The organism is Akkermansia sp. BCRC 18949 (assembly GCF_045011645.1).
GTDB lineage: Bacteria > Verrucomicrobiota > Verrucomicrobiia > Verrucomicrobiales > Akkermansiaceae > Akkermansia > Akkermansia massiliensis.
Genome location: NZ_CP123619.1, coordinates 1,725,317 through 1,747,248, shown reverse-complemented (window position 1 = coordinate 1,747,248; position 21,932 = coordinate 1,725,317). Strand labels below are relative to the sequence as shown.

Below are 21,932 nucleotides of genomic sequence, written 5' to 3'. Positions count from 1 at the left end.
CTATTTGCTGCGTGAGGACGTGAATTCCTCCGCAGCCCTGGTCCAGGTGCGGTTGTACTCGCCCGGAGTCAGAGCGCGGCCGTGCTTGGTGACCTCGGCGTCCACGGCCTTGCGGCAATGGGCCACCAGATCGACGTCGCTCTGCGGCACCTTGACGGCCTTGCCCTCCGGCGTGCGGTGGGTGATCACACCCGCAGGAGTGACCTTGGGGTCCATGCGCTGCTGGTTGCCCTTGTTATGCAGCTGTCGCGGCAGGGGTGCCCTGTTGTGGGCAACGGAGCCTCCGTTGGACTCATCGACCTGCTGCTTGAGCAAATCAAAATCCGTCTTGAGATCCGTCACGGCCTTGAGGATGTCGTCCCCGGTCGCGGTCTCGGACAGGTTGAGTGCCTTGGCGATCTCGTTACAGATCCCCAGCCAGCCCTCGTCGTCCGAGTTGCAGTTGGTTTCGTCTTTGTTTTGGTCGTCGTTGTTGGTATTGGTTTCGTCTTCCTTTTTCTTTTCCTCCTCCGTGGTAGCGGGCGAAGGATTGTCATTGTTGGTGTTGGTTTCTTGCTTCTTCTTTTCCTCATCTCCGGCGGCATCGTCGGAGTGCAGGACCCGTTGCTGTGTTGCTTTCTTGCTCATGGTTGTGGTTTGGGAGATGGTGGCACTGCGGCTGTGGACGACCACATCGCCTGCAGCGGATTGGCGGATGATGCCCGGCTGGGCCTCGTGGTCCGGGTTGTTGGTGACGGCCAGACCGGACAGGCGCGTCGGGCTGTAGCCGTTGTCGTAGACGCGCTTATAGTCGGCCAGCTTGTACTCGGTGCTAAATGCCCAGTACTTGCCTTGGTTGAGGTCATGGTGGGTGTCCTTGACCCAGGCGATGTAGGCAGCCTGGTAGAGGCTGCCGTCGACCCGGCCGTAGTCCAGCGCCTTGCACCAGCCCAGGGCCGGGTTATCGCCGGTGGTGCGCAGATGCAGGTGGTCGTTGTTGACCTGGATGCCGTTGCCGCCGTTGATGGCAGGATCGTAGGACTCGCAGATGGCCTGCAGTGCTGCCTCGTCGATGACCTCGTCCACGTCCCAGCGCTTGCCTGGGGCGATGGAGGTGTCGGGCACCGGGATGGTGTAGGTGCCGGCCGGCTCAATCAGGTACCAGCCTGATTGCGGGACCTGGCCGACGGGGTACGGAGCGCAGGCAGCCGGGTCAAAATCCGGGATGCCGCGGGCGATGTATCTGTCTCGGTAGTTGCTCATGCGTTGGATTGGGCTGAATTTGCGCCGTGCAGGGGTCGTGCAGGGGTGGATAATGTGAGAGACGGGTCAATGGCCGCCGCGCGGCGTCTCCCCTCGTTGCGGGCCTCCTGGAGGCGTCGGGCAATCTGGAGTGCGGTGGAGACGATCTCCTCCTCTCCGGGGACCTGCAGCATCAGGGCCAGCTGGGCCTGCTCCGCCGGGGAGAGGGGCAGCATCTCCAGCGTGACCCGCTCCAGGCGTTTGTCGATGTCTTGCAGGCGGTGGGCGACCACCTCCTCCAGACGGAGGCGGGCTGGCTCCCAGAGTGTGGTGCTGCGGTGCAGAGCCAGGGTAGTGAGGGCGTCTCGGCGGCGGGAGTTAAGCGTGTAGGGCGTCTCCTGGGGGGCGGGCTGCAGGGGCATCTTGACGACACCCTCCATGGCCTGCTGCTGGGGCACGTAGCCGGCGGCCTTGATGGCGTAGAGCTGGGAGGAGGAGACCCCGGCGGTCACCTGCCAGCCGGTGCGCTCGCTGACCTCGGCGTCGTCGATGTCGTAGCCGGCGGCACGCAGGGCGGCGGCGTTGGCAATCTCCTTGTCCGGCGTGGTCTTGTCCACGCAGGAGAGCGTAAAATCCACCAGGTGCGGCTGGCCGGGGTGGTACTCATCCAGCACCCGGTTGACCAGCTGGACTGTCAGTACAGAGGCGATGGAGGATGCCTCGCCGCCGGCCCAGTCGGCAAATCCGTCGGCCTGTGCTCCCCCGGCCAAGGTACCGGAGCCCGACTCGGTCATGACCGTGAGCTTGCCGGCCGTGGTCAGCATGGCGATCTCCTCGGTGGCCACCTTGTAACGGCGGTCAAACAAGTCGACGCTCGTCTGGGATATCGGGATGGACTTGATATCGGAGTCGTGGTCGATGACGCCGGTGGCCGCCGAGTAGCACATGGCCGACATCTTGATGTACTCCTGACGCAGCTCCTCGGAGCAGTCAGGAGGAAGCACAAAAAATGCCGGCGGCGTACCCAGCCTCTCCAAGAACACGTCCCATTGGGCCAGCGTCGTGCTACGGTTAAGCACCAGCATCTGGGCGGGCATGTCGATGGGCCGGGGATGCAGGCGCAGGATGAGGTCGTCCAGCGGGACCGGCAAGGCCTCTCCCCGGTAGCGGCCAAACTGGGCGTTGGGATTGTACCCCCAGGGACCCCGGTAGCCGTCCCGGCACATCAGCCAGTTGTCAATGGGCAACAGATGCAGGCCATCGCTGTCGGCGTAGGGCTGCAAGAATTTGTAGTGCCGGCGGGACGCCTGGGACAGGGAGGTGATGGCCTCGTCCATGTTAACGATGGCGTTGCACAGGTCGGTAATGGTGCGCTGCTGGCTCTCGGCCAGCAGGCTGTCGCGGTCGTCCAGGTCCGGCTTGACCGTGATAGACCAGTCGTACTTGCTCAGAGCGTCGTCCCGCTTGGTAATACAGGTCATCAGCATGGCGTCGTAGCGCTCCATCTGTTCCCAGATCCACTGCTGCTCGGCATAGGCGCCCAGCTGGCAGTCCTGCAGGCAGCGCCGTATGGTATCCACGCTCAGGTAGTCCAGCGGGCACACGCGCTCAATCTGGCGGCGGCGTACCTTGTCCAGCTCGGCCAGGGCGAGTGCGGCAAACATGGCCGGCTTGCTGTCCTGGGATGCCTTGTCCGGCGCGGTAAGCGCCCGCTGCACGCCCTCTGCATGGGGCCTGCGGTGGAGGATGTAGTTGTAGAGTCGTCTGATCATACTATGCTGCCAGGAGTTGATGTAGGATGGGACGGCCGCCAAAGAGCGAGCCGTGGGAGCGGCCGCCAAACAGGCCCGCTCCCGTGATGATGCGGCCGGTGCCTGGGGCCGGGAGATGGTGCTGCACGTGGCCGTCGGCGGCGCGCAGGGCCAGAGCCAGGGCCGTGCACCGGTCGGAGTGTCCCTCCCTGGTGTGCGGGGCCTCGTAGCTGTAGTCCGTACCTCTAAATATCTGCTGCATGGCGTGCAGGTCCTCGCGCACCTCCACGTCGATGGGGATGCGGACGCGGGTCGGAGCCTCAAAGGCCTGGCGGAGGCGCGGGAAGATGAGGCGCTTAAACGCAGGCGTAAACGTGCAGAGCTCGATCCTGCCATACTCATGGCCCTCCGGATGCCAGCGCTTAAACTCCTTGACCAGGACATCGCCCATGCCGATGCCCACACCCGTGTAGTCGTAGCAGACGCGTCTGGCCGCCTTGATGCGGTGGCGCAGTACCTCCATCTGGTCGGGCACGGACATGTTGCGCAGCACCAGTACCTCGCGGGTGACGAGCACGTCCCCCACCCGCTCCAATGTCCAGCAGACCGTCGGGTCGTTGGTGCGTCCAAAGTCGATGCCCAGGCGCAGGTCCAGCTTGTTGCCCAGGTAGATGGCCGGGTCGCAGGACACCGTGGCACTTGCCGACTCAGCCGTGGCGATCAGGTCGTAGGGCAGCAGCACGTTGCTGCTGTCCAGGAATTCGCACATGTACTCTTGAGCCCAACCAATGGGGTCGTCCAAGGATTCGCGGAGCTCGTCGATGTCGATCGGGAGGCCATCCTCCACTGCCTTGGCGATGGTCACCACATGGCAGGACCAGTGCTGCTTGCGGCCCTCCCTGGGGTTAAGCAGGTTGTCGTTGATGATCTTGTACGTCCTGGCGCCACGACCCGTCTTGCCGTTGGGGGTAGTAATGAGGCGGACCTTTTTCTCACCGCCCCGGAGGGGATTGGTGATGGATGGGAGCACTGCACGCCACGTCGCATCGGGGTCCTCGAAAAATGCGAATTCCGTCAGCACCAGGTTGGCGCTAAAGCCTCGCACGGTATCCGGCCGGCCGGGGACAGCCAGGATGCGGCTGCCGTTGTCAAACGTGATGGAGCCGGACTTGAGCAGGGTGTTGGGGCCGTCCTGGCGCTCAATCTCCTCGGCAGCCAGTGCGACGCTAAATGCCTCCGCCCACTCCTTGCACTTGGACAGCGACTCCATCGCCTGGCGCTCGGAGGGGGCTGCGATCATCCAGGTGGTCTTGGGCCTGATCATCGCATCCCTCACCGCCTCGGCGGCCGTGCTAAAATCCTTACCGGACTGACGGGACCAGATGCCGGCCTTAAACCGGCTCTCGTCCGCCACCCACTGCGCCTGGTAAGGCAGCAGCAGATCCAGTGGCGTTGTGATCAGGGAGGAGGACATGATGGAGGGTTGAGAGTGGAGAGATGAGAGTTGATTTGGTGTTAACTATTAACTGTTACCTATTAACCGGATGCGTTAGCATCCAAAGATATTGCGCAGCTTGCGGTCGCGCTCCTCTGGAGTGAGGGTGGACTGGGTGACCTGTTTGGCGGCGTCGGCCTGGGCAGCCTTGGCCTCCAGTATCTTGAGGCGGCGCTTGTCTTGGGCCAGCTGCTCGGCCTTGAGGATGAGTCCCACCAGGATGTTAAGGGCCTTAGGGTCGCAGGACGGGGAGGCGGCCAGGTCCAGGGCGGCGGAGCGGATGGCCCGCATGGTGGCCTCGTCCACCCCCTCCACGGATATCTTGTTGAGCTCCTCGGCCGTCTTGTTCTGCCGGGCCAGACGCGCCGGCAGGATTTGGGAGTGGTAGTAGCGCCGGATGGCCTCCTGGCTCAGCTTGATGCCGTCCTCCTCCAGGCGCTGCTGCACCTTGCGGTAGGACTCGCCGGAGAGCAGCATGGTGTCTACGTCGTCCTTGATGATGGGGGGCAACTGGGAGCCGATCACACTGTCTGGTCTGGGCTTGCGGAGCATAGCGTTAATACTGTTAACTATTACCTGTTCACTGTTACCTCATATCTGGGTAAGCTGGACGCGGCCGGCGTCGGTGATGGCGTACTTGCGCTCGCCAGTGATCATGCAGGTGGTGGACGTGATCAGGCGCAGGGCCTCCAGCTCCTGGATAGCTAGGTCGATATCGGCAGTACCTGGACTCGGAGACATGTCCAGGGATACCTCGGCCCGGAGGGCAGACACGCGCTGGGTATAGGCAGCGGGCAGCCGGTCGAGGACCTGCAGGACGGTGATCTTGATGTTGGCGCGAGTGGTCATAAGGATTTACGGGTCTTGAGGATGTCGATCATCAGGGTGAGGGTGCCGGACATCTCATTAAGCTTGACGGTGATGCCGTTGAGCCTCTTGTGCATGTCGTCGGTGGTCTTGGCTTGGAGGGCCTTGAGTTCCGCCACCTCCTCACGGGTGGCGTACTTGTCCTCCATCAAGAAGCGCTGGGGATCGTCGGATTGCTGGGGAGCCTTGCGGCCCTTGACCATCCACCATGTCCCGGACGAGCCGAGAGCAACGCCGAGGATGGTGCCCACTGCCTCCGGCGAGATGCCTGCAGCGGCGTCTGCTATTAGTGCAAGGATCATGATCAGAGCAGTTGGGCCAGCGTGCTGGCCCCGGTGGTGTAAGCGCGGTGGAGGGTGGCCGTGGGGAGGGAGCCCAGCTGGACATGGCCGGGATCGTAGGGCGAGCGCCAGTCTCCACCCCACACCAGACCCAGCTTATGGGCCAGGGCCGCCACGGGCTTATAGATGGAGTCCGGTCCCTCGCTGGGTGCCCAGATATCACGGCCGTCCCTAAACAGGCAGACGTCGGCCGCAATGCCAAAATTGTGCATGGACTGCCCTCCCCTGGCGTTGGTCACCTTGGGGCGCTTGGCGTAGAGCTTGTCTTGCTCGTCGTAGGTGCGGAGTCCGCAGATGAGCCGCCAGTCGGCAAGACCGCGCAGGGCCGTCATCATCTGGCGCACCTTGAGCGCGGCCAGAGGCTGGAGGGTAAGCAGGTTGTCCTCCGTGCGCTTGTCCAGCCGGCCGTAGCGGGTCTGGAGCTGTTGATGGCTCTCGCGCCACTGGGCCGCCGCCTCACGGGTCAGCGGACCGGTGATGCCGTCAAGCTGGCCCCGGTAAAATCCGGCAAATTTGAGGGCGCGCTGCCACGCCAGTGTGTTGGATTGTAACTCTGCGTAGGTCATTGCTGTGGAGAGTGGAGGGTTAAGAGTTGAGAGTGGAGGTTACTTGGACGTGGCCTGGACGACTGGCGGTACTACGACAACGTCCGGAGTTGATTGGGACCAGGCAACGCTGTGGGAGTCACGGTCCACCACCAGGGATGAGCCACCACGGATGACCACCACCTGCCCGTCGGTAAGAGCCACGCTGGTGGCTACCGGGTCGGCATCCTTGCTGCAGGAGTTGCCAAGCAGGATCATCAACGCGCCCAGGACGATCATCAGGCGGGTCGTCCCGGACAAAGGTGAGGAGGACCCGGAGCCATTGGGCATGGACGACGTATCCTGATCAGGATACTGGCTCCGGTCCTCCACAGGGGGAGCGACGTCCTCCCCCATGGAAGCGACGGGGAGAGGGAGGACGCCGGCCGGATTGGCGGACTGGCCACTCTGGCCATCCTCTCCGGCAAGCTGGTATTTCCCGCCGCTTATAAACTGCAGCAGGATGTTGACCGCGCCAAGGGCGCTAAAGAATTCAATGGGGTTGCTGTCCAGCCAGGCCCGTACGTCGGGGATGATCAGAGCCAGTAAGGCGGCCAAGTTGGTCCAAAAGTATTTGGACAGGTAAAATGGCGTCTTGTTGGTGGTGGTGTTCCCGGCTCCACCCGGAGCCGGGATTGTATCATGTGCACCAGTAGTATTATCAACAGGAGAGGGAGTGTAGCTCATGGGGGCACTTTAGCCCATTCCCGGCGACCCTCTGTTGCATTTGGCGCGTTTGTTGCATTTGGCGCATTTGGCGTCAAAAAAAGTCGAATGTGCTCTGCAGCAGGCGGGCGTGACGGATGGCCCGTCTCTGGAGAGTGACGGCCATAGCCTCCACCTGGCGACGGTAGAGCAGCCACTTTCTTCCGGCCGGGTTGGGACGCCAAGCGATCAGGCTGCCGTGCATCACCATGCGCCTGACCGTCTGTGAGGACACTCCCAGCAGGGCCGCTGCCTGGGTAATGGTACAGAGGGGCCCGGAGGCCCAGTGCTTGAGCGTCTTGTCGTCCATGCCTCAACCTTACCACAATTTTTTGCCATCTCTAATGACGGCCAAAAAAAGCCCCCTGCAGGGATGCTGCAGGGGGCGTGCAATGGTTGGATGTTGTTAACCTAAAACGTGGGGAGCTTTTTCTTTTATTGCCTCATAAATACGGATTAACAATTCATCAGGCGCAGTTTCGGCAGCAGGGCTTTTCAAATGCATCGTGTCACCTTTTCTCTCACATGGAGAGAATGGTAGGATTTGGTTCACTTCATCATCTGATAGGTTCGCCCACAATTTTATGTCTTCTAGGGCTTCTACTTCATTGTGTCTATCCGTTTCAAAAATATTGTTGAGCAATGCATGCATAAAATTCCATTTCAAGGCATTATTTCCGTCAATAGTAATGGATTCAATTTCGTTATTTGACGTTGAATTAAGTAATATTTTGTGCATATAGGAATAGAATATACAGAAGTATGAAAATACAAAATTTGTACTTATGTCATTAACATTAATAAAAAGACCGCCGGGAATTTTCCTGGCGGTCTTGCCGTACTGGGTATCGACGGAGATTAGGCAGTGAGCACGAGGCCGAGTCGGTCGGAGGCGATGCGGTGGTAGTCCGGTGACAGCTCAATGCCCACGGCCGTATGTCCCTTGTTGCGCGCAGCCACCAGGGTGGTTCCGCTGCCGGCAAACGGGTCCAAGATGCGGGACTTGGCAGGCAAGATGGTCATGAGGTGCTCCATCAGGGGGACCGGCTTGCCCGTCAAGTGGAGCTTATCCTTGGGGCGGATTGGCTCGCGGACCACTCCCGGAGGGCATAGCTTGACGGACTTGTTATATCCTCCATGCGTGGCGGTCAGGACGTACTCGGCCTGGTTGCGGTACAGTCCCATCTGGGGGCGGCAGCTTTCCGTCTTGTCCCAGGGGATGATGCCCCTCCACGTCCAGCCGGCAATCTGCAAGGCGTCGGAGGTGAGCGGGAGTTGACGCCAATCGCTAAATACCATCAGCCAGCCGCCGGGGCGCGTCAGGCGGAGGGCCTGCTCCATCCACCGCACGGACCACATCAGGTGGGTACGCTGGTCGCGGGTGTCATTGCTAAACGTCGGGTAGTATTTACGGGTGCCGGATTGCTGGTACTTGACGCGTGGGTCTTGTGCTCTGGCAGCGGTAGAGAGGCCGCCGCTGGCGTAGGGAGGATCGGTGATCACGGCATCATAGGATGCCTCCGGCATCGTCATCATCAGGGACATGCAGTCCCCATGCAACATGGTATGTGTGTTGGTCATCGGACGCGAGCATAGCTCACGCAAGCACCTCTCTCTAACGTCACAACAAATTTATTATGAATTTGTTATGCTTGTTAGATGTATAAAATTTATGATCAGAATGTTGCGCTGTGTCATACATCAGATATTGCGCTTCATAAGGACAAAAATCCAGCGGCCGTCGTCAAACAAAGTGCCAGCATAATCCCATCCAAAAAAATCAAGGTCTTTTTGGCTATTGGGGGAGATCAAAGGTTCTTCTTTTCCGTCGTAAAAATCCTTTTTGTATAATGCGCGGAATCGGTATTCGTATTTGATTGGACGCTTGCTGATTTTTTCTTGGCTACCTGTTTGAGGTAGCCTTGTCACATCAGCTATTTGGGTAGAAAGGTTGTACAAGCTGTATGAGATTGCCCCAGTAAGAGCGATCAAGCAGATGCCTATTACGGTGAGAGTGTAAAACTGCCATGGTTTCATATCTAATTGGTCATTATTTACTTACATTGTTAACTAATAATTTTAAGGCCTCACGCAATTTTGCGAGCTCTCGTTCTGACTCTCTCCATTTATGTTCATAGTATGAAGATTCTTGTAGACTTTCGGCTCCAGTACGTCGCCATAGATAGTCCATCGATACTGACAAAGCATCCGCCATTCTTTGCAACTCCCCCGCTTTAGGAGTCGCCTTACCTCTAAGATAAAGAGATATAGCACTTTGTGATATACCAGTAGATTCGGCAAGCATGACCTGAGAGAACCCTTTTTGCTTCATCAGCTCTCTCAAATTATCTTGAAATAGAAGTTTCTTCATATTTTGTGCTTGCCAAATATTACGTTACTGGTATTAGTTTCTTCATAAGGCCGCCCCATAAGGGCGGCCATAGGAAGAACCTAACAAATCTCTTATGAGAACACAAGAAGACATCTCACTCCAGTGGCTCTTGAGCAGGGGGTATACGCCTGTTGAGGCTGCCGAAGCATTAGGGGTATCACCTAGTCACGTACGCAGAGTACTCAAAGGGGCCCCAGACCGAGGCAATGCCCTGAAAGCTCGCATCAGGAGGTTGCCGCGTAAAAAACTGACATCATTAAGGAGGAGCAGGTAACAATGCTGAGGAACGCCGCCAATCTCATTGCCGCCATAGCAGTCATGGCCCTGGCATTTTTTGGGATGGTCAAGGCAGGAGGCTGGTATCTGGATACGGAGGAGCGGCAAGTGCGCGACGGCATCAAGGACCCGCGCACGGCCAGCCTGCCAGTTATAGAAAGGCCACACGATGATGGACGACACCCCCGTTGATATGGACGCCCCCATGACTGCTGATGAGTGGGCCATCTGGGGAGCCCTGTGGAACATCCCGGAGGTGCGCCGCCATTACCAGGTACATCACGACGGACCGCTTACCTGCTCGAACCTGGCTCATTACCTGGGCCTGTCCGACAAGGCTATCTGGGAGCTGCAAGACAAGGCCCTGGTCAAGCTGAGGGTGGCCCTCAACCGCTACATCCTACAGCAAGAGATCAATCGTCAACAACATTTTGACCAATGAAACACGAGCTAATGATAACCGCTGAAACGCGGGTGACGCTGGGCGTCAGCGAAGCCAACCGCCTGCATCGGTATGCCCAGGCGCAGGCCGAGATGGCGGCATGCGCCGGCCGCAATGCCGTGACGGCAGGACTCAAGCTGGGCAAGCTGCTGACCGAGCTTAAGGCCGCGACTCCCCATGGAGAGTGGGGTGAATTCTTCGCCAAAGACGATAAATTGAAACCACGGTTTCAATTTACCCAGCAGATGTCCAACCGCTACATGCGCTGCTACAAGACAGCAGCCGGTCGATTGGCCAATACGGAGAGGTATCTCCTGGACGCCGGACTGAGCGGTGAACCTGTCTCCGAACTGCCCACCCTAGTGGATAAAGTAACCGACGGAGCCGAGACACCTCGACAGATGGAGATCAACCTGGGAGTTATCTCTACCCGCAAGCGGACAACGCATGACCGGGTTAAGCCCCTGGGATTTACTGGAGCCGGCAACCCTGACGGAGCGCTGGCCCTCACCCCTATGGACAAGCTGGCCAATGACCTGGCCGCCCTCAATCTCCCCCCGGATGAGCTGGAGCGTCGCCGGCACCAGGCCGAGCAGGATGCGGCCTGCCTGCTCAAGCAGCTGGGGACCTTTGTGGACCAAGGCTACATCCACTTATTGCGTCTCCAGGAGCGCGAGCTTTTCGCTGAGTCCTTGGCCGCCTACGCCCGCAAGATATCCAACGTCGACGAGCAGCGAGTCAAGGCCACGATGGATGGGTTGGTCAACGGCACAACTACATTATAACACAATGGACAATATCACCATGGACGATTTACCGCTGGTGGAGCGGGACAGAGTGCTGGCCATCTATGCGGCCTGCAAGCGCATCAAGGAGGCCAGCGCCTGCTATGGAGCGCAGCAGGGAGCTATCCGGGATGCTGCAGCCCTCTGTGGCATATCCTCCGTCACCATGCGCCGCTGGTATGATATCTGGCGCAACAGCGGAGACAATCCCCTCTCCCTGGTGGACCGCCGCTACCGCAAGATACAGGCCCGTAGCCGTGTTACCCTCAGCAAATTCTTGGCCTATTGGCACGGTCTCTGCACCCAGTGCCAGCGCAATGGGGGCATACCCACCGCCAGGCTGCAGCTTATCAAGACCTGGACGGAGAGGCGCGACACCATCCCCGGCTATGAGGACTGGCCGGGCTGGCCGCGCATCCCCTCCGGCTGGAGCCTGCGCAACCTGCAGCGGCTTGCCCCCCAGACCCTGGAGACGGTGGCGCTCAAGCAGGGCATCCGCACGGCAGCGCCCCAACTGGCCCAGGTACTGGCCACCCGCGAGGGACTCTGGCTGGGCAGTCATTTCTTGTTTGACGACGTGTGGTTGGACCTCCAGGTCTTATCCGGCCGCGACAAGGGGCAGCCCCTGCAGCTTGGGGTGCTGGAGTACCTTACGGGCAAGCGTGTAGCGTGGGGCCAAAAAATCCGCCGCCGCGACGAGGAGACGGGCAAGATGATCCATCTTAACAAGCGGGACATGCGCAGCATCCTGGCCCTGTGGGGAGCTACAATCGGATACTCCCCACGAGGAACCACCCTCGTGGTCGAGAATGGGACGGCCGCCATTGACAAGGAGATGGAGGAGCTGCTCTACCATGCCAGCGGCGGTCTGATCAAGGTGGACCGCTCCGGCATCGGAGGCGTGCGCCAGACGCTCAAGCAGGGCCATGGCGGCCGTGGGGTGGGCAACCCGCGCCACAAGGCCCCCCTGGAGAGTTACCACAACCTGCAGCACAACCGCATCAGCCATCTGCCTGGGGCCACCGGCCACGACCGCACGCCGCCGGAAACCCTGCACGGCCTGGCGCGTGCCGAGGACCAGCTCATCAAGGCGATGGACAAGCTGCCCGCGGATAGAGCCGGTCAACTCAAGCACTACATGCTGACCATGGACGAGTTGAGTCACGAGCTCACTAAGATTGTCAGCGACATCAATGCCCGCACCACCCACAAGCTGGAGGGCTGGGAGCGCTGCGGTTACATGGTTGAGGAGCTGCGCCTGTCACCCTCCGCGCCCTGGACTCCGTCCTGCGAGGTGGAGCCGTCCATGGCCGCCCAGATCATCCGCACCGCCTGCGAGACCGGAGCCGACCTGGTGCACCGCCGCCGGATGAGCCCCACCGAGGCATGGGATTACGAGGAGGCCAAGCCGGGCAACAGGCTTATCAAGCTGCCCGCCTGGTGCATCTGTCAGATACTGGGCATGGACCTGGCCCGCCCCATCAAGGTGGCCAGCGCCTACATCCGGATGCGCGACAAGGCTATCCAGGACGAGGAGCTGATCTACGAGGCCCGCGTGGTTACTCCTGACGGAGCCATCCGGGAGCTGGCCCACGGCAAGTACCAGGGCTACGTCAATCCCTACGATGCCAACCAGCTATTTGTGTGCGGTCAGGACGGCCGCATCATCGGCACTGCAGGCCTCGTGCAGAGGGTCTGCACGGCGGATACGCACGCCGTGGAGCAGGCCATGGGCAAGGCGGCCGGGCGCCGGGAGCATCAGCTGGAGTATGCCCGCATCATCGGAGCCAAGGACGAGGCGGATATTGTCCGCAAGCGCGAGCACAACAGGCGGTTGATGGAGGGCAAGCCGGTCACGGCAGCCGAGTATGCCCAGGCATACTCCCTCACCCCCACGCCTGCCGATAAGCGGGCCGTGACTAGGGCAGCCACGGCGGCGGCCGAGTCCATGCCGGACATCAGCCTCATCCCCGCCAGCGGCAACGATGACGACGAGCTGCCCCACGACCTGCCCGATGTAAGATTTTTATAACATAATAAACACAATAATAACAATATGGACGACATCACCAAAATCAACAACGACGCCGACCTGAGCAGATATCTGGCACGCATCCCGGCCACGCCCTACAAGCAAGGCCACAAGAAGATGCTTACGGACCTGATCAACTACGCCGTCGAGCATCAGTGGACCCTGCGTACTCTGGCCGACAAGCTGCCGGTGAGCACGACGGTCATGCACCGTCTGCTCAACGGTACCTACCAAGCGCCTGCCGGCCCCCATCTGGCCAAGCTGGACGACCTGTGCGGCGTCCTTTCCCTACGCCAGCAGTCAACCTCGGACGGCCCGTTTATTGAGACGGCTCTGGCGCGCTACGTGATGCAGATTGCCGAGCTGACCCACGTTAATCAATACGCCTCCATGCTGGTGGGCAAGACGCAGTGGGGCAAGACCTGGGCGCTCAAGGAGTATGCCCGCCGCCACCCCGGCACGGTCATCCTGGTGCGCTGCCCGGTAGTCACCAGTCCGGGACGGCTGCTCTACCGCATTGCCGCTCAATTAGGCCTGTCGGTCAAAGGCAACACCGAGTTCCAGATTGCCAAGATTGTCAACCGCCTGACTCCGGAGCACCTGCTCATTGTCGACGAGATCCACCACGCGCTGGACAGCGACAAGACCGGACGCAAGGGCATTGAGCAGCTGCGGGAGATATACGATGAGACCCAGTGCGGCATGCTCCTGGTGGGCACACCTGTATTGGCTGAGTACGTGGAGCATAATGACAAGTGGCAGGGCATCCTGGAGCAGACCTCCAAGCGCGGAGCGGCCAATATCTACCGCCTCCCGGATTACATTGAGACCCGTGACCTGGAGACGCTCTGGACCTACTACGGCTATCCGACTCCCAGCCGGGCCATGCTGGCCACCCTCAAGCAGCAGGCCAACCTGTACGGATTTGGCAAGACTACCAAGCGCCTGCGCAAGGGTCTGGAGGCAGCCAACAATGCAGGGGTGGACCTCACCTGGGACTACTACCTGGCCGCGGTTAGAAAACTTGAAGAAATGGAAGCCGGCAAGATGCCGGAACACGTATAACCACAAACAATAAGCAAACATGAAACAACAACCCAACACCGAGAAAAACACGCTCACCATTACGGTGCCGCCAGAAACCCTGGCCGCTATCAGGATTGCCGAAGGCATACCGCAGCTGGTTGACCTCGTCGGCACGGCGCTGACAACATGGGGAGCCATTGGTACGACCGATCCGGTCGACCTGGGCGATATCCACCAGGTCCTCACCGATGCTGCTGATCAGCTGCCCGATCTCCTGCAGGACCTGACCCTGCTGCGCGACGCCATGCTTGCACAGGACACCCATTAACACTCCGATACCATGCGCAAGAAGACCATCAAGTACACCATCGTTGACCTGGACGGCACCCGATATGTGGTCCTCCGCCTAGCCGACCTCGACGCCCTCATCACCACGCATCACAGCCTGTCCCTGGAGCTCATCCCGGTATTAAGCGAGGAGCAGTGGGAGCAGCACCGGCAACTGCTCTACATCACCCAGCATATCCACATTGAGCGGGTCAGCCACTGCAAGGCGGCCCTCCTGTCCAAGACTGACTACGACTCGCTCAATCTGGCCATATCTCATTTGCACACCCTACTGGGCAAGATGCGCCTGGCCAGCATCACCGTCGGTCCATCCGAGGCCGATCAACCCACCTCAACCACCAACCAATAACACCATTACTATCATGTACAGCACCAACACCAATCAACAACAGGACGGGCGGCGGCAAGCCCCCAACTTCACGCTGGACCCTAAGGGAGGCAACTTTGTCCTCCACATCGAGGACGTCATCACGGACAGCGGACGGTCCGGACTCGCCATCTATAGCGAGACCATCCAAAAGGCCGACCATGAGACCCCTGCCGCCCGTGTCGCCACGCTGATCAATGAGTTCATCGCCAGTAATCCCGACACCATTGGTGAGGTGATAATTGATACTATTCACCATAACCGGGAGGGCGAGCAATGAAAGACCTGTTTACCGCCACACCTGCGGAGCGTGAGATCATTGAGCGCATCGCCAAGCGGGCCTGCGCCCTATACCACAAGTACGGCAATACAGACGTCGATGAGCTGGATATCCAGATGGACCTGGAGGCGTGTCACTGCAACGGCTGCCCTCTGCGGCTTGCTGACATGGAGCAGGCTGATAACTTCAATCTCATGCACGATGTCACGGGCATCAATGCGCATCTTAATCATGACACGGGCAAGCTGGAGAGGTGTTTTCTCCCCCGTTTTACCGATATGGAGAGGAGGTCCAGCCGTCATGACTAATCCCATCTACTGCTATTACCACCGGCACGCACGCCTGGAGATCATCCAGCGCCATGGACAGACTTATGCGGTTTGCCCGGAGTGTCGAGCCGTCCTGGCTGATAGGCTCAGGGGAGATATCTATATATCCCATCACGGAGGATATGCTGCATCCGACGACCTGATCCACAAGCTGATAGACGGTGCCGAGCCGGTTAATCCCATCCCTCCCATCTACATGTACATTGACCAGCCATGACCTACGATCCAGAGACCCTGTGCACGCTGATCAGCATGCAGCTGTCCAGATTTGCCAGCTCCGGCAACTACTGGACTATCTACGACCCACGCTGGCCGGGCATGATTGCCATCCGTCTGGAGCAGCTGGGAGAGCGCTACGTCCCGGTGGATGGAGCTAAATTCTACGCATGGCTACAGACGCCCGGTCTCACCTGGCAGGACGTCGTATCCATGGTGGCCCGCAAAAGTAAACAAATCAACAAGCAACACACATAACAATGACTAAATTAACAACACGCAACACCGGACTGGCCACCCTGGCCGAGTACGAGCAATGCCTGGACCAGATCGCCGAGCTGACCGTCAAGCGAGACAAGGCTCAGGCCCGACTGGACAAGGCCATTCTGGCCGCCCGCGAGGAGCACGGCGGAGTAGTTGATGGCCTCAACAACCTGATCACCGCCAAGCTGGCCCAGGCCGAGCAGTATGCCATCCGCAACCGGGAGGCGCTCCTGCAAGGGGACGCCAAGTCCGGAGAGACCGGCAAGGCCCGATGGGGTTGGAGACTGGGCAATCCCACACTGGTGCTACTCTCCCGCAAATTCACTTGGGGAGCCGTTTGCAACAAGATTAAGGAGATGGGACTCACCGCCTACCTCAAGGTGTCCGATCCCAAGCCGGACAAGGACAAGCTCAAGGCCGAGCTGGATGACGAGCGGCTGGCCGCCCTGGGACTACGCATTGAGCAGACGGAGGCATATTGGGTAGAGCCTAAGACTGACACAGCAGGGAGGATAAGCGCATGACTGAGATTGAGGTCAAGGACATGGGGCACCACATCATCCTGTCCATTACCACAGGAGCAATCCGTGGGGCCAGTACCGCAACATTAATCTATCTAACGCCGACGCAGCACAAGCAACTGATCAATGCTCTGATTAACCCTACACCCTTCAAGCCCAACATCGATATATGAGCAAACCACTTACCAAGCGACAGATCACCGTACTGTCCATCATGGCCGGCAAGGCCTACAAGTGCATCCAGTCCCAGGGGTGCCCCCTGCCGTCCCTGGTGGATTGGCGGCATGACGAGGTTTGGGCTGCCACAGGAGTCACCGAGTCACTTACCAAGGCAACCCAGGAGCACTACGTGCCTATCTATAATAGACTGGCTACCTACCTGGGCACGTCCTCCATCAAGGACCGGACTTGGTCGGAGATGGACACGGCCCTCCACAACCTGCGCGAGGCTATGATGCGCTACGAGACCAGCCCAGACTATCTGGCCGAGATCGTGCGGGACCAGTTGCACCTGCCTTGCACGGGTCGGGATGTGTACCAGGCATTGCGGCATTACGCTGCCGTGGAGCATGTCCAGCACCTGATGTATACTATCATCAACCGGGGTCGGGAGGATGCCCGCAAACTAGCCTCCGAGACTGGCCAGGATACCTACGAGCCGCATGCTGATCCGCGCACGATGCCGCCCGGCAAGCTGGCTGATCATGTGGGGGCTGTACGCATTGTCACCACTCCTGGGCCGCATAAGCCCACCGCGCGGGGATTCCGCAGTAATATATGGATGCCAGACCAGGAGGTGCAGTCATGAGTGATCCTGACTATCCGCTCACCTGGCCGGAGGCTCTTAGAGCTGCCAAGGAGGGAGCCATGATTGAGTCTGCCTGCTTATCTCAATTGGATGGATACCGCATTATGGCAGTATTCAGCCCATCCAAGGGGGTGCTAGTCGATCATATTTGGCAGGACTGGGTTATTGACATCGGCAGTAACGAGGTCCGATCTGGATGGCGTATCGTCCCACAGGAGGAGCAACCATGAGGATACTGGACACGATCCTGCGCCTGCTGCCATATCAGCGCACCATGCTGGAGACGGATATACCTGCCGACGCGACACTGGAGTGGTGCCGGAGACCTCGCCGAGGCATTAGGTTGGTTCAGTCTTGCCCCCCCGCGAGTAATGTAGTGAGAGGATACTCCGGCCGTGTAGTCGTCGATGAGTTTAATCCCATCCTCATCGACATGGAGCAGCCCAGTGTTCCGTCGGATAACAACTAACTTTTCGCCCTCACAGGGGCGTGGATTGAAACAGAAAAAACATCATGAAAACCTTAACTCCAGGCGATAAGCTTAATTGCTACGTTATTGATCGCAATGGCCAACAGTCCAATCTAGCCATCCAGATACTTGTTGTTGCCACCAAGCAATCCCTGTATGCTGACGGCCTCTATTCTACTATTCTGGGTATCGTCGATGAGCGGACGGGTAAGCTGATAGAGGATCATCCGGGCAAGGAGATGACTCCATTTGTCCGCGCTTTATGCGATGACTAGCCCAGATACCATTCAGGCCGCCAGGGACAACCTGGCGGCCTTTTTGTTTCTTGGGTCAATCGTCTTCATGGACGATGATCCACACGTTGTCGAGTACGTCACGCACCCACGCTGTTACCTTATGCCCTTGACGAGTGGCCCAGATCAGCACGATGGCCGACTCTCGCAGATGATAGGTCTGGGGGTGTTCTTTGTCTTGGTCCTGCGGCGAGATGACAGTGACTGATCCGTACACTGGGATCGGCGTTATAACAAGAGGTGTATTTGATTCAGACATGGTCGCTATTTCAATCAGCTTTCACCTTTTCTGCAATGCGATTGCATGTGCTTTTTTCTCATGCTTTCACCCCTTGTGCAGCCCCTCTGCATAGCCAGTGCACTTATATCAGATACCTGTCATTTCTCCGCATTTTGGCTTCGACTTTTATAAGATATCTCCTGTCTGGCCAGGAGCGCTCCAACTCCCGTGTTTTCTAAGATTCCAACGGATTTCAACCCTAAATCAACTTATATCAACTATCCTGTCATCCCTCAGTTGTCACACTTGCATGGAAATGTAGATGTGAACATCAAACACCAGCCTTACTAAATGGCATTTCATTAAGTATAGGTTGCTGAGGGAGAATGGACTTGGAGCCGACTTTCTTGGAGTAATAAAGAAAAATAATAGTGAAGCTTGCATCTTTAAAAAGGTAGTTTGTGATATAAATAAACCTTCTCTTCAAGAAGAATTTGTTGTTGAAGTATGGCAATAGAATGTTAGGTTTCCGTTGCATTTTGCATCAAGAGAGGGTTAGACGAAATGATTAGAAAGTGTTTGGAGTCGGAATTGGAAACAATTTATGAAATTATCAATGATTCAGCCGTGGTTTATAAAGACAGGATTCCTACCGACAGATGGAAGGAACCTTACATGCCCGTGGATGAATTAAAGGAGCAGATCAGAGATGGCGTGGTGTTCTATTGTTTTGAAGATAAGGGATGCCTTCTTGGCGTCATGGGGATTCAGGACCGGGATGACGTTAAGCTCATACGTCACGCCTATGTCAGGACGTGCGCCCGTCGGGGAGGAATCGGAGTCCAGCTTCTTAACTATTTACGAAAAGATCAGGAGAAACCTGTTTTAATAGGCACGTGGGCGGATGCGATATGGGCGATCGACTTCTACCAGAAAAACGGGTTTCATCTGGTAGGGGCTAAAGAACGGAAGCTGCTGTTAAAGAAGTATTGGACGGTTCCGGAAAGACAGATTGAAACATCCGTGGTACTTGCAGATGGAAAATATTGCCGAGAGTAAATAAAGAGTCACTTAAATTCTGCACGTTCCAGTTTGTTCTTTTGCTTACTATAAGAACAAATAAAGTCCAGGCCCATCTCCTTATGAAGATGGGCCTGGACAAGGCGTTAAAAACCATCAATTTCTTCCGGAATCAATCCTGGAAGATTTTCCATCTTATAGGTGCCATCAGCATGAACAATAAGGCTTCGGTGTACCTTGGCAGAAGAATATTGGCCTGCGGGGCAGGAATGTTGCCACCAGATTACCTTCTTTACTTCCATGCTACCTTCAGGACGGGCGGAAGAAGCATCCCCTTCAAACATGAACGGGAGGGCATTTTTTAAGATTTCTGCATCTTCGTCACTGAATCCTGTAAGAGAAGCAAGCTGCGGAGAAATGGCTCCATAGAAAACATAGACTCCATGATCCACACGGTGTTTCATGCCCATGGTATCGGACGCTTTTTTAGTGCCATCGCCTTCTCCGCTGACACTTTTGGTAATTTGAGTACTGGTGATTTCAACAGGTTCTACGCTGAAAGCTGCCTGTACGGTGACAGGGCCGCGAATACCGATAGAAACGCCATCGTTCTTTTTTTCACCTTTCCCTTTATAAGCAAACAGTTGACCAAAGGCGCGAACATCAAACCATGTCTGGCAAGCCAAATTTGTTTGTTCTTCCTTGGTCTTCTTTCCTTCCAGAAGAATAGAAGCTCTGTCTTTCAATGTCTTGCATGTATCTACCTTGTGGTCATCCGATTGGACAAATATAGGAATTCCCGAGTCAAGGATCCTGTTGCGGATTTTACGTTTCAAGCAGACGTCAGAAAGTTCTCCCATGCCATTAATTGTGGTACGTGGGCGATTACCATCTAGTGGATCTCCATTGGGATTCGCATTTTTCACGGTAAAAATCACCGCAAAGTCTATCTTATGTTGTAGTGACATGTTTTTTATTTTTTAGGTTGAGATTGTTTTTCTTCTCTTATGAAAGATTTTTGACAGTAGTATCCTAGGAGAAATTCACCTGAAACCTTAGTGTCGTTGATAAAATCATTTCGATCGAAGAGGTTGTGAATGGTTTCTATTTCCTTTTCGTAGGAGTCTCTCTTTTCAGGGTCATTCTTAGTAAGTGTTCGGCGGTATGGTGCCAGTGCTGTATTCAAAATTTGCCACGTTGAATGTGGATGGGAACTGAAACGCTGCATCAGTTTCTCCGCATTGGTGGGGCGTTCCGTATCGGAGGAAGCTTGCTGAGCGGTTTTTTCCAATAATTCCGCCATGGCGAGTAGTCTTCCGAACAAATATCCCCGTTCTGTAGTTTTTGTATCCAGACTCATGTTATAATGTTGTTGTTTTATTGAGTTAAATTGATATCTAAATAAGGCACATGCTGTATTGATGGCAAGAGTCCAATCCCAGGATTCCAAACCATTTCGGTTACAGGCCCGATGAATACAAGCTTCCACTAAATCAGGAGGGAGAGGCCGTCTTTCAATAATACAGGGGAGCAAACGAGCTACTGTTTTCTTGCGCAATTTTTCATCCACGGATTTTCCATAAGCCACTTCCACAATAGTTTTAGGGGAAGGGGCTCCAACGTACCATAATTTGTTTCTGTTATCCCACAGCCACCACACACATTCAGTATGCCAATGCTCAATGTTATTCCAGTATTCAACGGAATCCATTTCATTGAAGAAAGTGATGGACAGACGTCCCTTATCCTTGGAAGCCGAATCCAGACCTATGATAAAGACTTTGCTGATATTGACCACTTTTTCTTTGTAGCCTGAAATTTTCGTTCTAAGTTTCCTTCCAACTTTTTCAGCCGTATATTGAACAACCTCAGGTTCTTCATCAGGGTCAATATCCAGTAGCTCCTCGGTGCCAATCAATGGATTGGGTACGAAAAAACTTTTGGATGACCAGGCTACGATTGCTTGGGAATCATCTCTCCATCCTTGGTTGGAAATGAGCCATCTCAAGGCACTGTGGGCTTTCTGGGAGACTTCGCGCCCTACGCCGCAAACCTCAGCCGGATCATCAAATTTTCCTCTGAAAGTATATCCATCAGTATCATTAGAGGAAATAATTTTAGCACCATCTCCGGACTTTCTGATAGATGCCGGATGTTGTTTAGCCAAATTAGTTATCTTGCCTGTTACATAACAAAGGCCTGTATTTTGGTTCTGTGATTCCTGAAATCTGATCCAGGAATCCCACATTTCTTTGTCTTTCCATACATCTGGAACAAGATTTCTGGGAATTTCCACTCGCCATCTTACCAGGATGGCGTCTATGCTGACCACTCCGAGGGCTGCATAAATTTTCGGTGCATCATTTTTTTCTCCCGTCCATTTTTTCATTAACACGTAGTCTTCGTTTACGGGCAGAATCTTTGATTCAACAAGATCTTTCAGGAGGGTGCCTTTTGATACATACGCAAAGATGACAGAAAGTGTGGCATTGGAAGGATCGAATTCTTTCCAACGTTCCAATTGGCTCAGATATTCTTTGTACCCGCTTTTGCCGTTGTTCGTCCATATGGTGAAATCTCCCGCCACATATTGCAGTTTGTCGCAAAGGGGGTGGGGACATAATCCGCTGGTCCTCCCTCCGGATTTTTCAGTAACGGGAATGATTGTTTGCTGGCTCCCCGAGGGGACGACTTCCGCTCGTCTGAAATTGCCGGAACCATCCAGTACGACTGTTATCTGGGCATTCTGACTGCCATGATAAAGCGGGAATAACGGTGTGATCGTCCGTTTTTTTAAATCTCTCTCTTCCAAAGAGTTCTTTCCCGCCTGTTGCGCGTTATCTTCGTACGTCCTATATAAAGCTTCCATCCAGTTCATTG

The 21,932-nt window shown here is 56.5% G+C and carries 31 protein-coding genes; 16 read left to right on the top strand and 15 right to left on the bottom strand.

The window, feature by feature from the left end; genetic code table 11:
- The 13 genes from P8A25_RS07270 to P8A25_RS07210 form a co-directional block, all read right to left on the bottom strand.
- Positions 1–1,242, bottom strand: coding sequence for a hypothetical protein (locus P8A25_RS07270; protein WP_102749333.1), 1,242 nt, complete (start codon positions 1,240–1,242; stop codon positions 1–3).
- The gene (locus P8A25_RS07265; RefSeq protein WP_404838616.1) at positions 1,239–2,993 is read right to left on the bottom strand and encodes a hypothetical protein; all 1,755 of its coding nucleotides are present in this window, start codon (positions 2,991–2,993) and stop codon (positions 1,239–1,241) included. Before P8A25_RS07265 ends, P8A25_RS07270 begins: the two co-directional genes overlap by 4 nt.
- Position 2,994: 1 nt before the next feature.
- On the bottom strand, positions 2,995–4,296 hold the full coding sequence (locus tag P8A25_RS07260) for a terminase large subunit domain-containing protein (RefSeq protein ID WP_243759975.1): 1,302 nt from the start codon (positions 4,294–4,296) through the stop codon (positions 2,995–2,997).
- Positions 4,297–4,521: 225 nt separating this feature from the next.
- Positions 4,522–5,019, bottom strand: a complete 498-nt coding sequence (locus P8A25_RS07255; protein WP_146024284.1) for a hypothetical protein — start codon at positions 5,017–5,019, stop codon at positions 4,522–4,524.
- Positions 5,020–5,058: 39 nt separating this feature from the next.
- Complete coding sequence (locus P8A25_RS07250; protein ID WP_180976188.1) at positions 5,059–5,208, bottom strand: hypothetical protein; 150 nt, start codon at positions 5,206–5,208, stop codon at positions 5,059–5,061.
- A 104-nt stretch (positions 5,209–5,312) separates the two neighbouring features.
- Positions 5,313–5,636, bottom strand: a complete 324-nt coding sequence (locus P8A25_RS07245) for a hypothetical protein (RefSeq protein WP_102749328.1) — start codon at positions 5,634–5,636, stop codon at positions 5,313–5,315.
- Positions 5,637–5,638: 2 nt separating this feature from the next.
- Positions 5,639–6,241 carry a M15 family metallopeptidase gene (locus P8A25_RS07240; protein ID WP_146024282.1) on the bottom strand — a complete coding sequence of 201 codons (603 nt, stop codon included), beginning with the start codon at positions 6,239–6,241 and terminating at the stop codon, positions 5,639–5,641.
- A 39-nt stretch (positions 6,242–6,280) separates the two neighbouring features.
- Positions 6,281–6,946 (bottom strand): hypothetical protein, encoded by a 666-nt coding sequence (locus P8A25_RS07235; protein WP_146024281.1) that lies wholly within the window; start codon positions 6,944–6,946, stop codon positions 6,281–6,283.
- A 73-nt stretch (positions 6,947–7,019) separates the two neighbouring features.
- On the bottom strand, positions 7,020–7,274 hold the full coding sequence (locus tag P8A25_RS07230) for an excisionase family DNA-binding protein (protein ID WP_102749326.1): 255 nt from the start codon (positions 7,272–7,274) through the stop codon (positions 7,020–7,022).
- A gap of 96 nt (positions 7,275–7,370) precedes the next feature.
- Positions 7,371–7,703 (bottom strand): hypothetical protein, encoded by a 333-nt coding sequence (locus P8A25_RS07225; protein ID WP_102749325.1) that lies wholly within the window; start codon positions 7,701–7,703, stop codon positions 7,371–7,373.
- 119 nt (positions 7,704–7,822) lie between these two features.
- Complete coding sequence (locus tag P8A25_RS07220) at positions 7,823–8,545, bottom strand: site-specific DNA-methyltransferase (protein ID WP_102749324.1); 723 nt, start codon at positions 8,543–8,545, stop codon at positions 7,823–7,825.
- Positions 8,546–8,665: 120 nt separating this feature from the next.
- Entirely contained in the window at positions 8,666–8,956 is a 291-nt protein-coding gene (locus tag P8A25_RS07215; RefSeq protein ID WP_146024280.1) for a hypothetical protein, read from the bottom strand.
- A 58-nt stretch (positions 8,957–9,014) separates the two neighbouring features.
- Positions 9,015–9,335 (bottom strand): helix-turn-helix domain-containing protein, encoded by a 321-nt coding sequence (locus P8A25_RS07210; protein ID WP_102749322.1) that lies wholly within the window; start codon positions 9,333–9,335, stop codon positions 9,015–9,017.
- 94 nt (positions 9,336–9,429) lie between these two features.
- Here P8A25_RS07210 and P8A25_RS07205 point away from each other — a divergent pair, with 94 nt between their 5' ends.
- The 16 genes from P8A25_RS07205 (at position 9,430) to P8A25_RS07130 (ending at position 19,091) form a co-directional block, all read left to right on the top strand.
- Positions 9,430–9,630: a helix-turn-helix domain-containing protein gene (locus P8A25_RS07205; protein WP_146024279.1), complete on the top strand. Its 201-nt coding sequence runs from the start codon at positions 9,430–9,432 to the stop codon at positions 9,628–9,630.
- A 171-nt stretch (positions 9,631–9,801) separates the two neighbouring features.
- Entirely contained in the window at positions 9,802–10,074 is a 273-nt protein-coding gene (locus tag P8A25_RS07200; RefSeq protein ID WP_146024278.1) for a hypothetical protein, read from the top strand.
- Positions 10,071–10,859: a hypothetical protein gene (locus P8A25_RS07195; protein ID WP_102749319.1), complete on the top strand. Its 789-nt coding sequence runs from the start codon at positions 10,071–10,073 to the stop codon at positions 10,857–10,859. The genes P8A25_RS07200 and P8A25_RS07195 overlap by 4 nt, the downstream gene beginning before the upstream one ends.
- Positions 10,860–10,863: 4 nt before the next feature.
- Positions 10,864–12,891, top strand: a complete 2,028-nt coding sequence (locus P8A25_RS07190) for a hypothetical protein (protein WP_102749318.1) — start codon at positions 10,864–10,866, stop codon at positions 12,889–12,891.
- A 24-nt stretch (positions 12,892–12,915) separates the two neighbouring features.
- The gene (locus tag P8A25_RS07185) at positions 12,916–13,956 is read left to right on the top strand and encodes an ATP-binding protein (RefSeq protein ID WP_102749317.1); all 1,041 of its coding nucleotides are present in this window, start codon (positions 12,916–12,918) and stop codon (positions 13,954–13,956) included.
- 19 nt (positions 13,957–13,975) lie between these two features.
- Positions 13,976–14,245, top strand: a complete 270-nt coding sequence (locus P8A25_RS07180) for a hypothetical protein (protein WP_102749316.1) — start codon at positions 13,976–13,978, stop codon at positions 14,243–14,245.
- Between the two features lie 12 nt (positions 14,246–14,257).
- On the top strand, positions 14,258–14,614 hold the full coding sequence (locus P8A25_RS07175; protein ID WP_102749315.1) for a hypothetical protein: 357 nt from the start codon (positions 14,258–14,260) through the stop codon (positions 14,612–14,614).
- 13 nt (positions 14,615–14,627) lie between these two features.
- On the top strand, positions 14,628–14,912 hold the full coding sequence (locus P8A25_RS07170) for a hypothetical protein (protein WP_102749314.1): 285 nt from the start codon (positions 14,628–14,630) through the stop codon (positions 14,910–14,912).
- A complete protein-coding gene (locus P8A25_RS07165; RefSeq protein ID WP_102749313.1) occupies positions 14,909–15,220 on the top strand; it encodes a hypothetical protein in 312 nt (103 codons plus the stop codon). The genes P8A25_RS07170 and P8A25_RS07165 overlap by 4 nt, the downstream gene beginning before the upstream one ends.
- Before the next feature lie 234 nt (positions 15,221–15,454).
- Positions 15,455–15,715, top strand: coding sequence for a hypothetical protein (locus P8A25_RS07160; protein ID WP_102749311.1), 261 nt, complete (start codon positions 15,455–15,457; stop codon positions 15,713–15,715).
- Positions 15,716–15,717: 2 nt separating this feature from the next.
- Entirely contained in the window at positions 15,718–16,245 is a 528-nt protein-coding gene (locus P8A25_RS07155) for a host-nuclease inhibitor Gam family protein (RefSeq protein ID WP_102749310.1), read from the top strand.
- Positions 16,242–16,415 carry a hypothetical protein gene (locus tag P8A25_RS07150; RefSeq protein WP_180976187.1) on the top strand — a complete coding sequence of 58 codons (174 nt, stop codon included), beginning with the start codon at positions 16,242–16,244 and terminating at the stop codon, positions 16,413–16,415. The genes P8A25_RS07155 and P8A25_RS07150 overlap by 4 nt, the downstream gene beginning before the upstream one ends.
- Entirely contained in the window at positions 16,412–17,050 is a 639-nt protein-coding gene (locus P8A25_RS07145; RefSeq protein WP_102749309.1) for a hypothetical protein, read from the top strand. The genes P8A25_RS07150 and P8A25_RS07145 overlap by 4 nt, the downstream gene beginning before the upstream one ends.
- On the top strand, positions 17,047–17,280 hold the full coding sequence (locus P8A25_RS07140; protein WP_146024277.1) for a hypothetical protein: 234 nt from the start codon (positions 17,047–17,049) through the stop codon (positions 17,278–17,280). Before P8A25_RS07145 ends, P8A25_RS07140 begins: the two co-directional genes overlap by 4 nt.
- A gap of 283 nt (positions 17,281–17,563) precedes the next feature.
- The gene (locus P8A25_RS07135) at positions 17,564–17,794 is read left to right on the top strand and encodes a hypothetical protein (protein ID WP_102749307.1); all 231 of its coding nucleotides are present in this window, start codon (positions 17,564–17,566) and stop codon (positions 17,792–17,794) included.
- A gap of 829 nt (positions 17,795–18,623) precedes the next feature.
- Positions 18,624–19,091, top strand: coding sequence for a GNAT family N-acetyltransferase (locus P8A25_RS07130; RefSeq protein WP_404838615.1), 468 nt, complete (start codon positions 18,624–18,626; stop codon positions 19,089–19,091).
- A gap of 107 nt (positions 19,092–19,198) precedes the next feature.
- Here P8A25_RS07130 and cas7c read toward each other — a convergent pair whose 3' ends face one another.
- A complete protein-coding gene (gene cas7c, locus P8A25_RS07125) occupies positions 19,199–20,020 on the bottom strand; it encodes a type I-C CRISPR-associated protein Cas7/Csd2 (RefSeq protein WP_102731044.1) in 822 nt (273 codons plus the stop codon).
- Between the two features lie 5 nt (positions 20,021–20,025).
- Positions 20,026–21,930 (bottom strand): type I-C CRISPR-associated protein Cas8c/Csd1, encoded by a 1,905-nt coding sequence (gene cas8c / locus P8A25_RS07120; protein ID WP_404838614.1) that lies wholly within the window; start codon positions 21,928–21,930, stop codon positions 20,026–20,028.
- Positions 21,931–21,932 lie beyond the last annotated feature (2 nt).

Excerpts from the sequence above, each read along its gene's own strand:
- cas7c (WP_102731044.1), bottom strand. The coding sequence starts at position 20,020 with ATGTCACTACAACATAAGATAGACTTTGCGGTGATTTTTACCGTGAAA.
- P8A25_RS07185 (WP_102749317.1), top strand. The coding sequence starts at position 12,916 with ATGGACGACATCACCAAAATCAACAACGACGCCGACCTGAGCAGATAT.
- P8A25_RS07145 (WP_102749309.1), top strand. The coding sequence starts at position 16,412 with ATGAGCAAACCACTTACCAAGCGACAGATCACCGTACTGTCCATCATG.
- P8A25_RS07235 (WP_146024281.1), bottom strand. The coding sequence starts at position 6,946 with ATGAGCTACACTCCCTCTCCTGTTGATAATACTACTGGTGCACATGAT.
- P8A25_RS07255 (WP_146024284.1), bottom strand. The coding sequence starts at position 5,019 with ATGCTCCGCAAGCCCAGACCAGACAGTGTGATCGGCTCCCAGTTGCCC.
- P8A25_RS07220 (WP_102749324.1), bottom strand. The coding sequence starts at position 8,545 with ATGACCAACACACATACCATGTTGCATGGGGACTGCATGTCCCTGATG.
- P8A25_RS07180 (WP_102749316.1), top strand. The coding sequence starts at position 13,976 with ATGAAACAACAACCCAACACCGAGAAAAACACGCTCACCATTACGGTG.
- P8A25_RS07140 (WP_146024277.1), top strand. The coding sequence starts at position 17,047 with ATGAGTGATCCTGACTATCCGCTCACCTGGCCGGAGGCTCTTAGAGCT.
- P8A25_RS07135 (WP_102749307.1), top strand. The coding sequence starts at position 17,564 with ATGAAAACCTTAACTCCAGGCGATAAGCTTAATTGCTACGTTATTGAT.
- P8A25_RS07225 (WP_102749325.1), bottom strand. The coding sequence starts at position 7,703 with ATGCACAAAATATTACTTAATTCAACGTCAAATAACGAAATTGAATCC.
- P8A25_RS07170 (WP_102749314.1), top strand. The coding sequence starts at position 14,628 with ATGTACAGCACCAACACCAATCAACAACAGGACGGGCGGCGGCAAGCC.
- P8A25_RS07210 (WP_102749322.1), bottom strand. The coding sequence starts at position 9,335 with ATGAAGAAACTTCTATTTCAAGATAATTTGAGAGAGCTGATGAAGCAA.
- P8A25_RS07160 (WP_102749311.1), top strand. The coding sequence starts at position 15,455 with ATGACCTACGATCCAGAGACCCTGTGCACGCTGATCAGCATGCAGCTG.
- P8A25_RS07195 (WP_102749319.1), top strand. The coding sequence starts at position 10,071 with ATGAAACACGAGCTAATGATAACCGCTGAAACGCGGGTGACGCTGGGC.
- P8A25_RS07245 (WP_102749328.1), bottom strand. The coding sequence starts at position 5,636 with ATGATCCTTGCACTAATAGCAGACGCCGCTGCAGGCATCTCGCCGGAG.
- P8A25_RS07240 (WP_146024282.1), bottom strand. The coding sequence starts at position 6,241 with ATGACCTACGCAGAGTTACAATCCAACACACTGGCGTGGCAGCGCGCC.
- P8A25_RS07230 (WP_102749326.1), bottom strand. The coding sequence starts at position 7,274 with ATGGACGACAAGACGCTCAAGCACTGGGCCTCCGGGCCCCTCTGTACC.
- P8A25_RS07175 (WP_102749315.1), top strand. The coding sequence starts at position 14,258 with ATGCGCAAGAAGACCATCAAGTACACCATCGTTGACCTGGACGGCACC.
- P8A25_RS07190 (WP_102749318.1), top strand. The coding sequence starts at position 10,864 with ATGGACAATATCACCATGGACGATTTACCGCTGGTGGAGCGGGACAGA.
- P8A25_RS07200 (WP_146024278.1), top strand. The coding sequence starts at position 9,802 with ATGATGGACGACACCCCCGTTGATATGGACGCCCCCATGACTGCTGAT.
- P8A25_RS07265 (WP_404838616.1), bottom strand. The coding sequence starts at position 2,993 with ATGATCAGACGACTCTACAACTACATCCTCCACCGCAGGCCCCATGCA.
- P8A25_RS07205 (WP_146024279.1), top strand. The coding sequence starts at position 9,430 with ATGAGAACACAAGAAGACATCTCACTCCAGTGGCTCTTGAGCAGGGGG.
- P8A25_RS07150 (WP_180976187.1), top strand. The coding sequence starts at position 16,242 with ATGACTGAGATTGAGGTCAAGGACATGGGGCACCACATCATCCTGTCC.
- P8A25_RS07270 (WP_102749333.1), bottom strand. The coding sequence starts at position 1,242 with ATGAGCAACTACCGAGACAGATACATCGCCCGCGGCATCCCGGATTTT.
- P8A25_RS07165 (WP_102749313.1), top strand. The coding sequence starts at position 14,909 with ATGAAAGACCTGTTTACCGCCACACCTGCGGAGCGTGAGATCATTGAG.
- P8A25_RS07250 (WP_180976188.1), bottom strand. The coding sequence starts at position 5,208 with ATGTCTCCGAGTCCAGGTACTGCCGATATCGACCTAGCTATCCAGGAG.
- P8A25_RS07260 (WP_243759975.1), bottom strand. The coding sequence starts at position 4,296 with ATGATCAGGCCCAAGACCACCTGGATGATCGCAGCCCCCTCCGAGCGC.
- cas8c (WP_404838614.1), bottom strand. The coding sequence starts at position 21,930 with ATGAACTGGATGGAAGCTTTATATAGGACGTACGAAGATAACGCGCAA.
- P8A25_RS07155 (WP_102749310.1), top strand. The coding sequence starts at position 15,718 with ATGACTAAATTAACAACACGCAACACCGGACTGGCCACCCTGGCCGAG.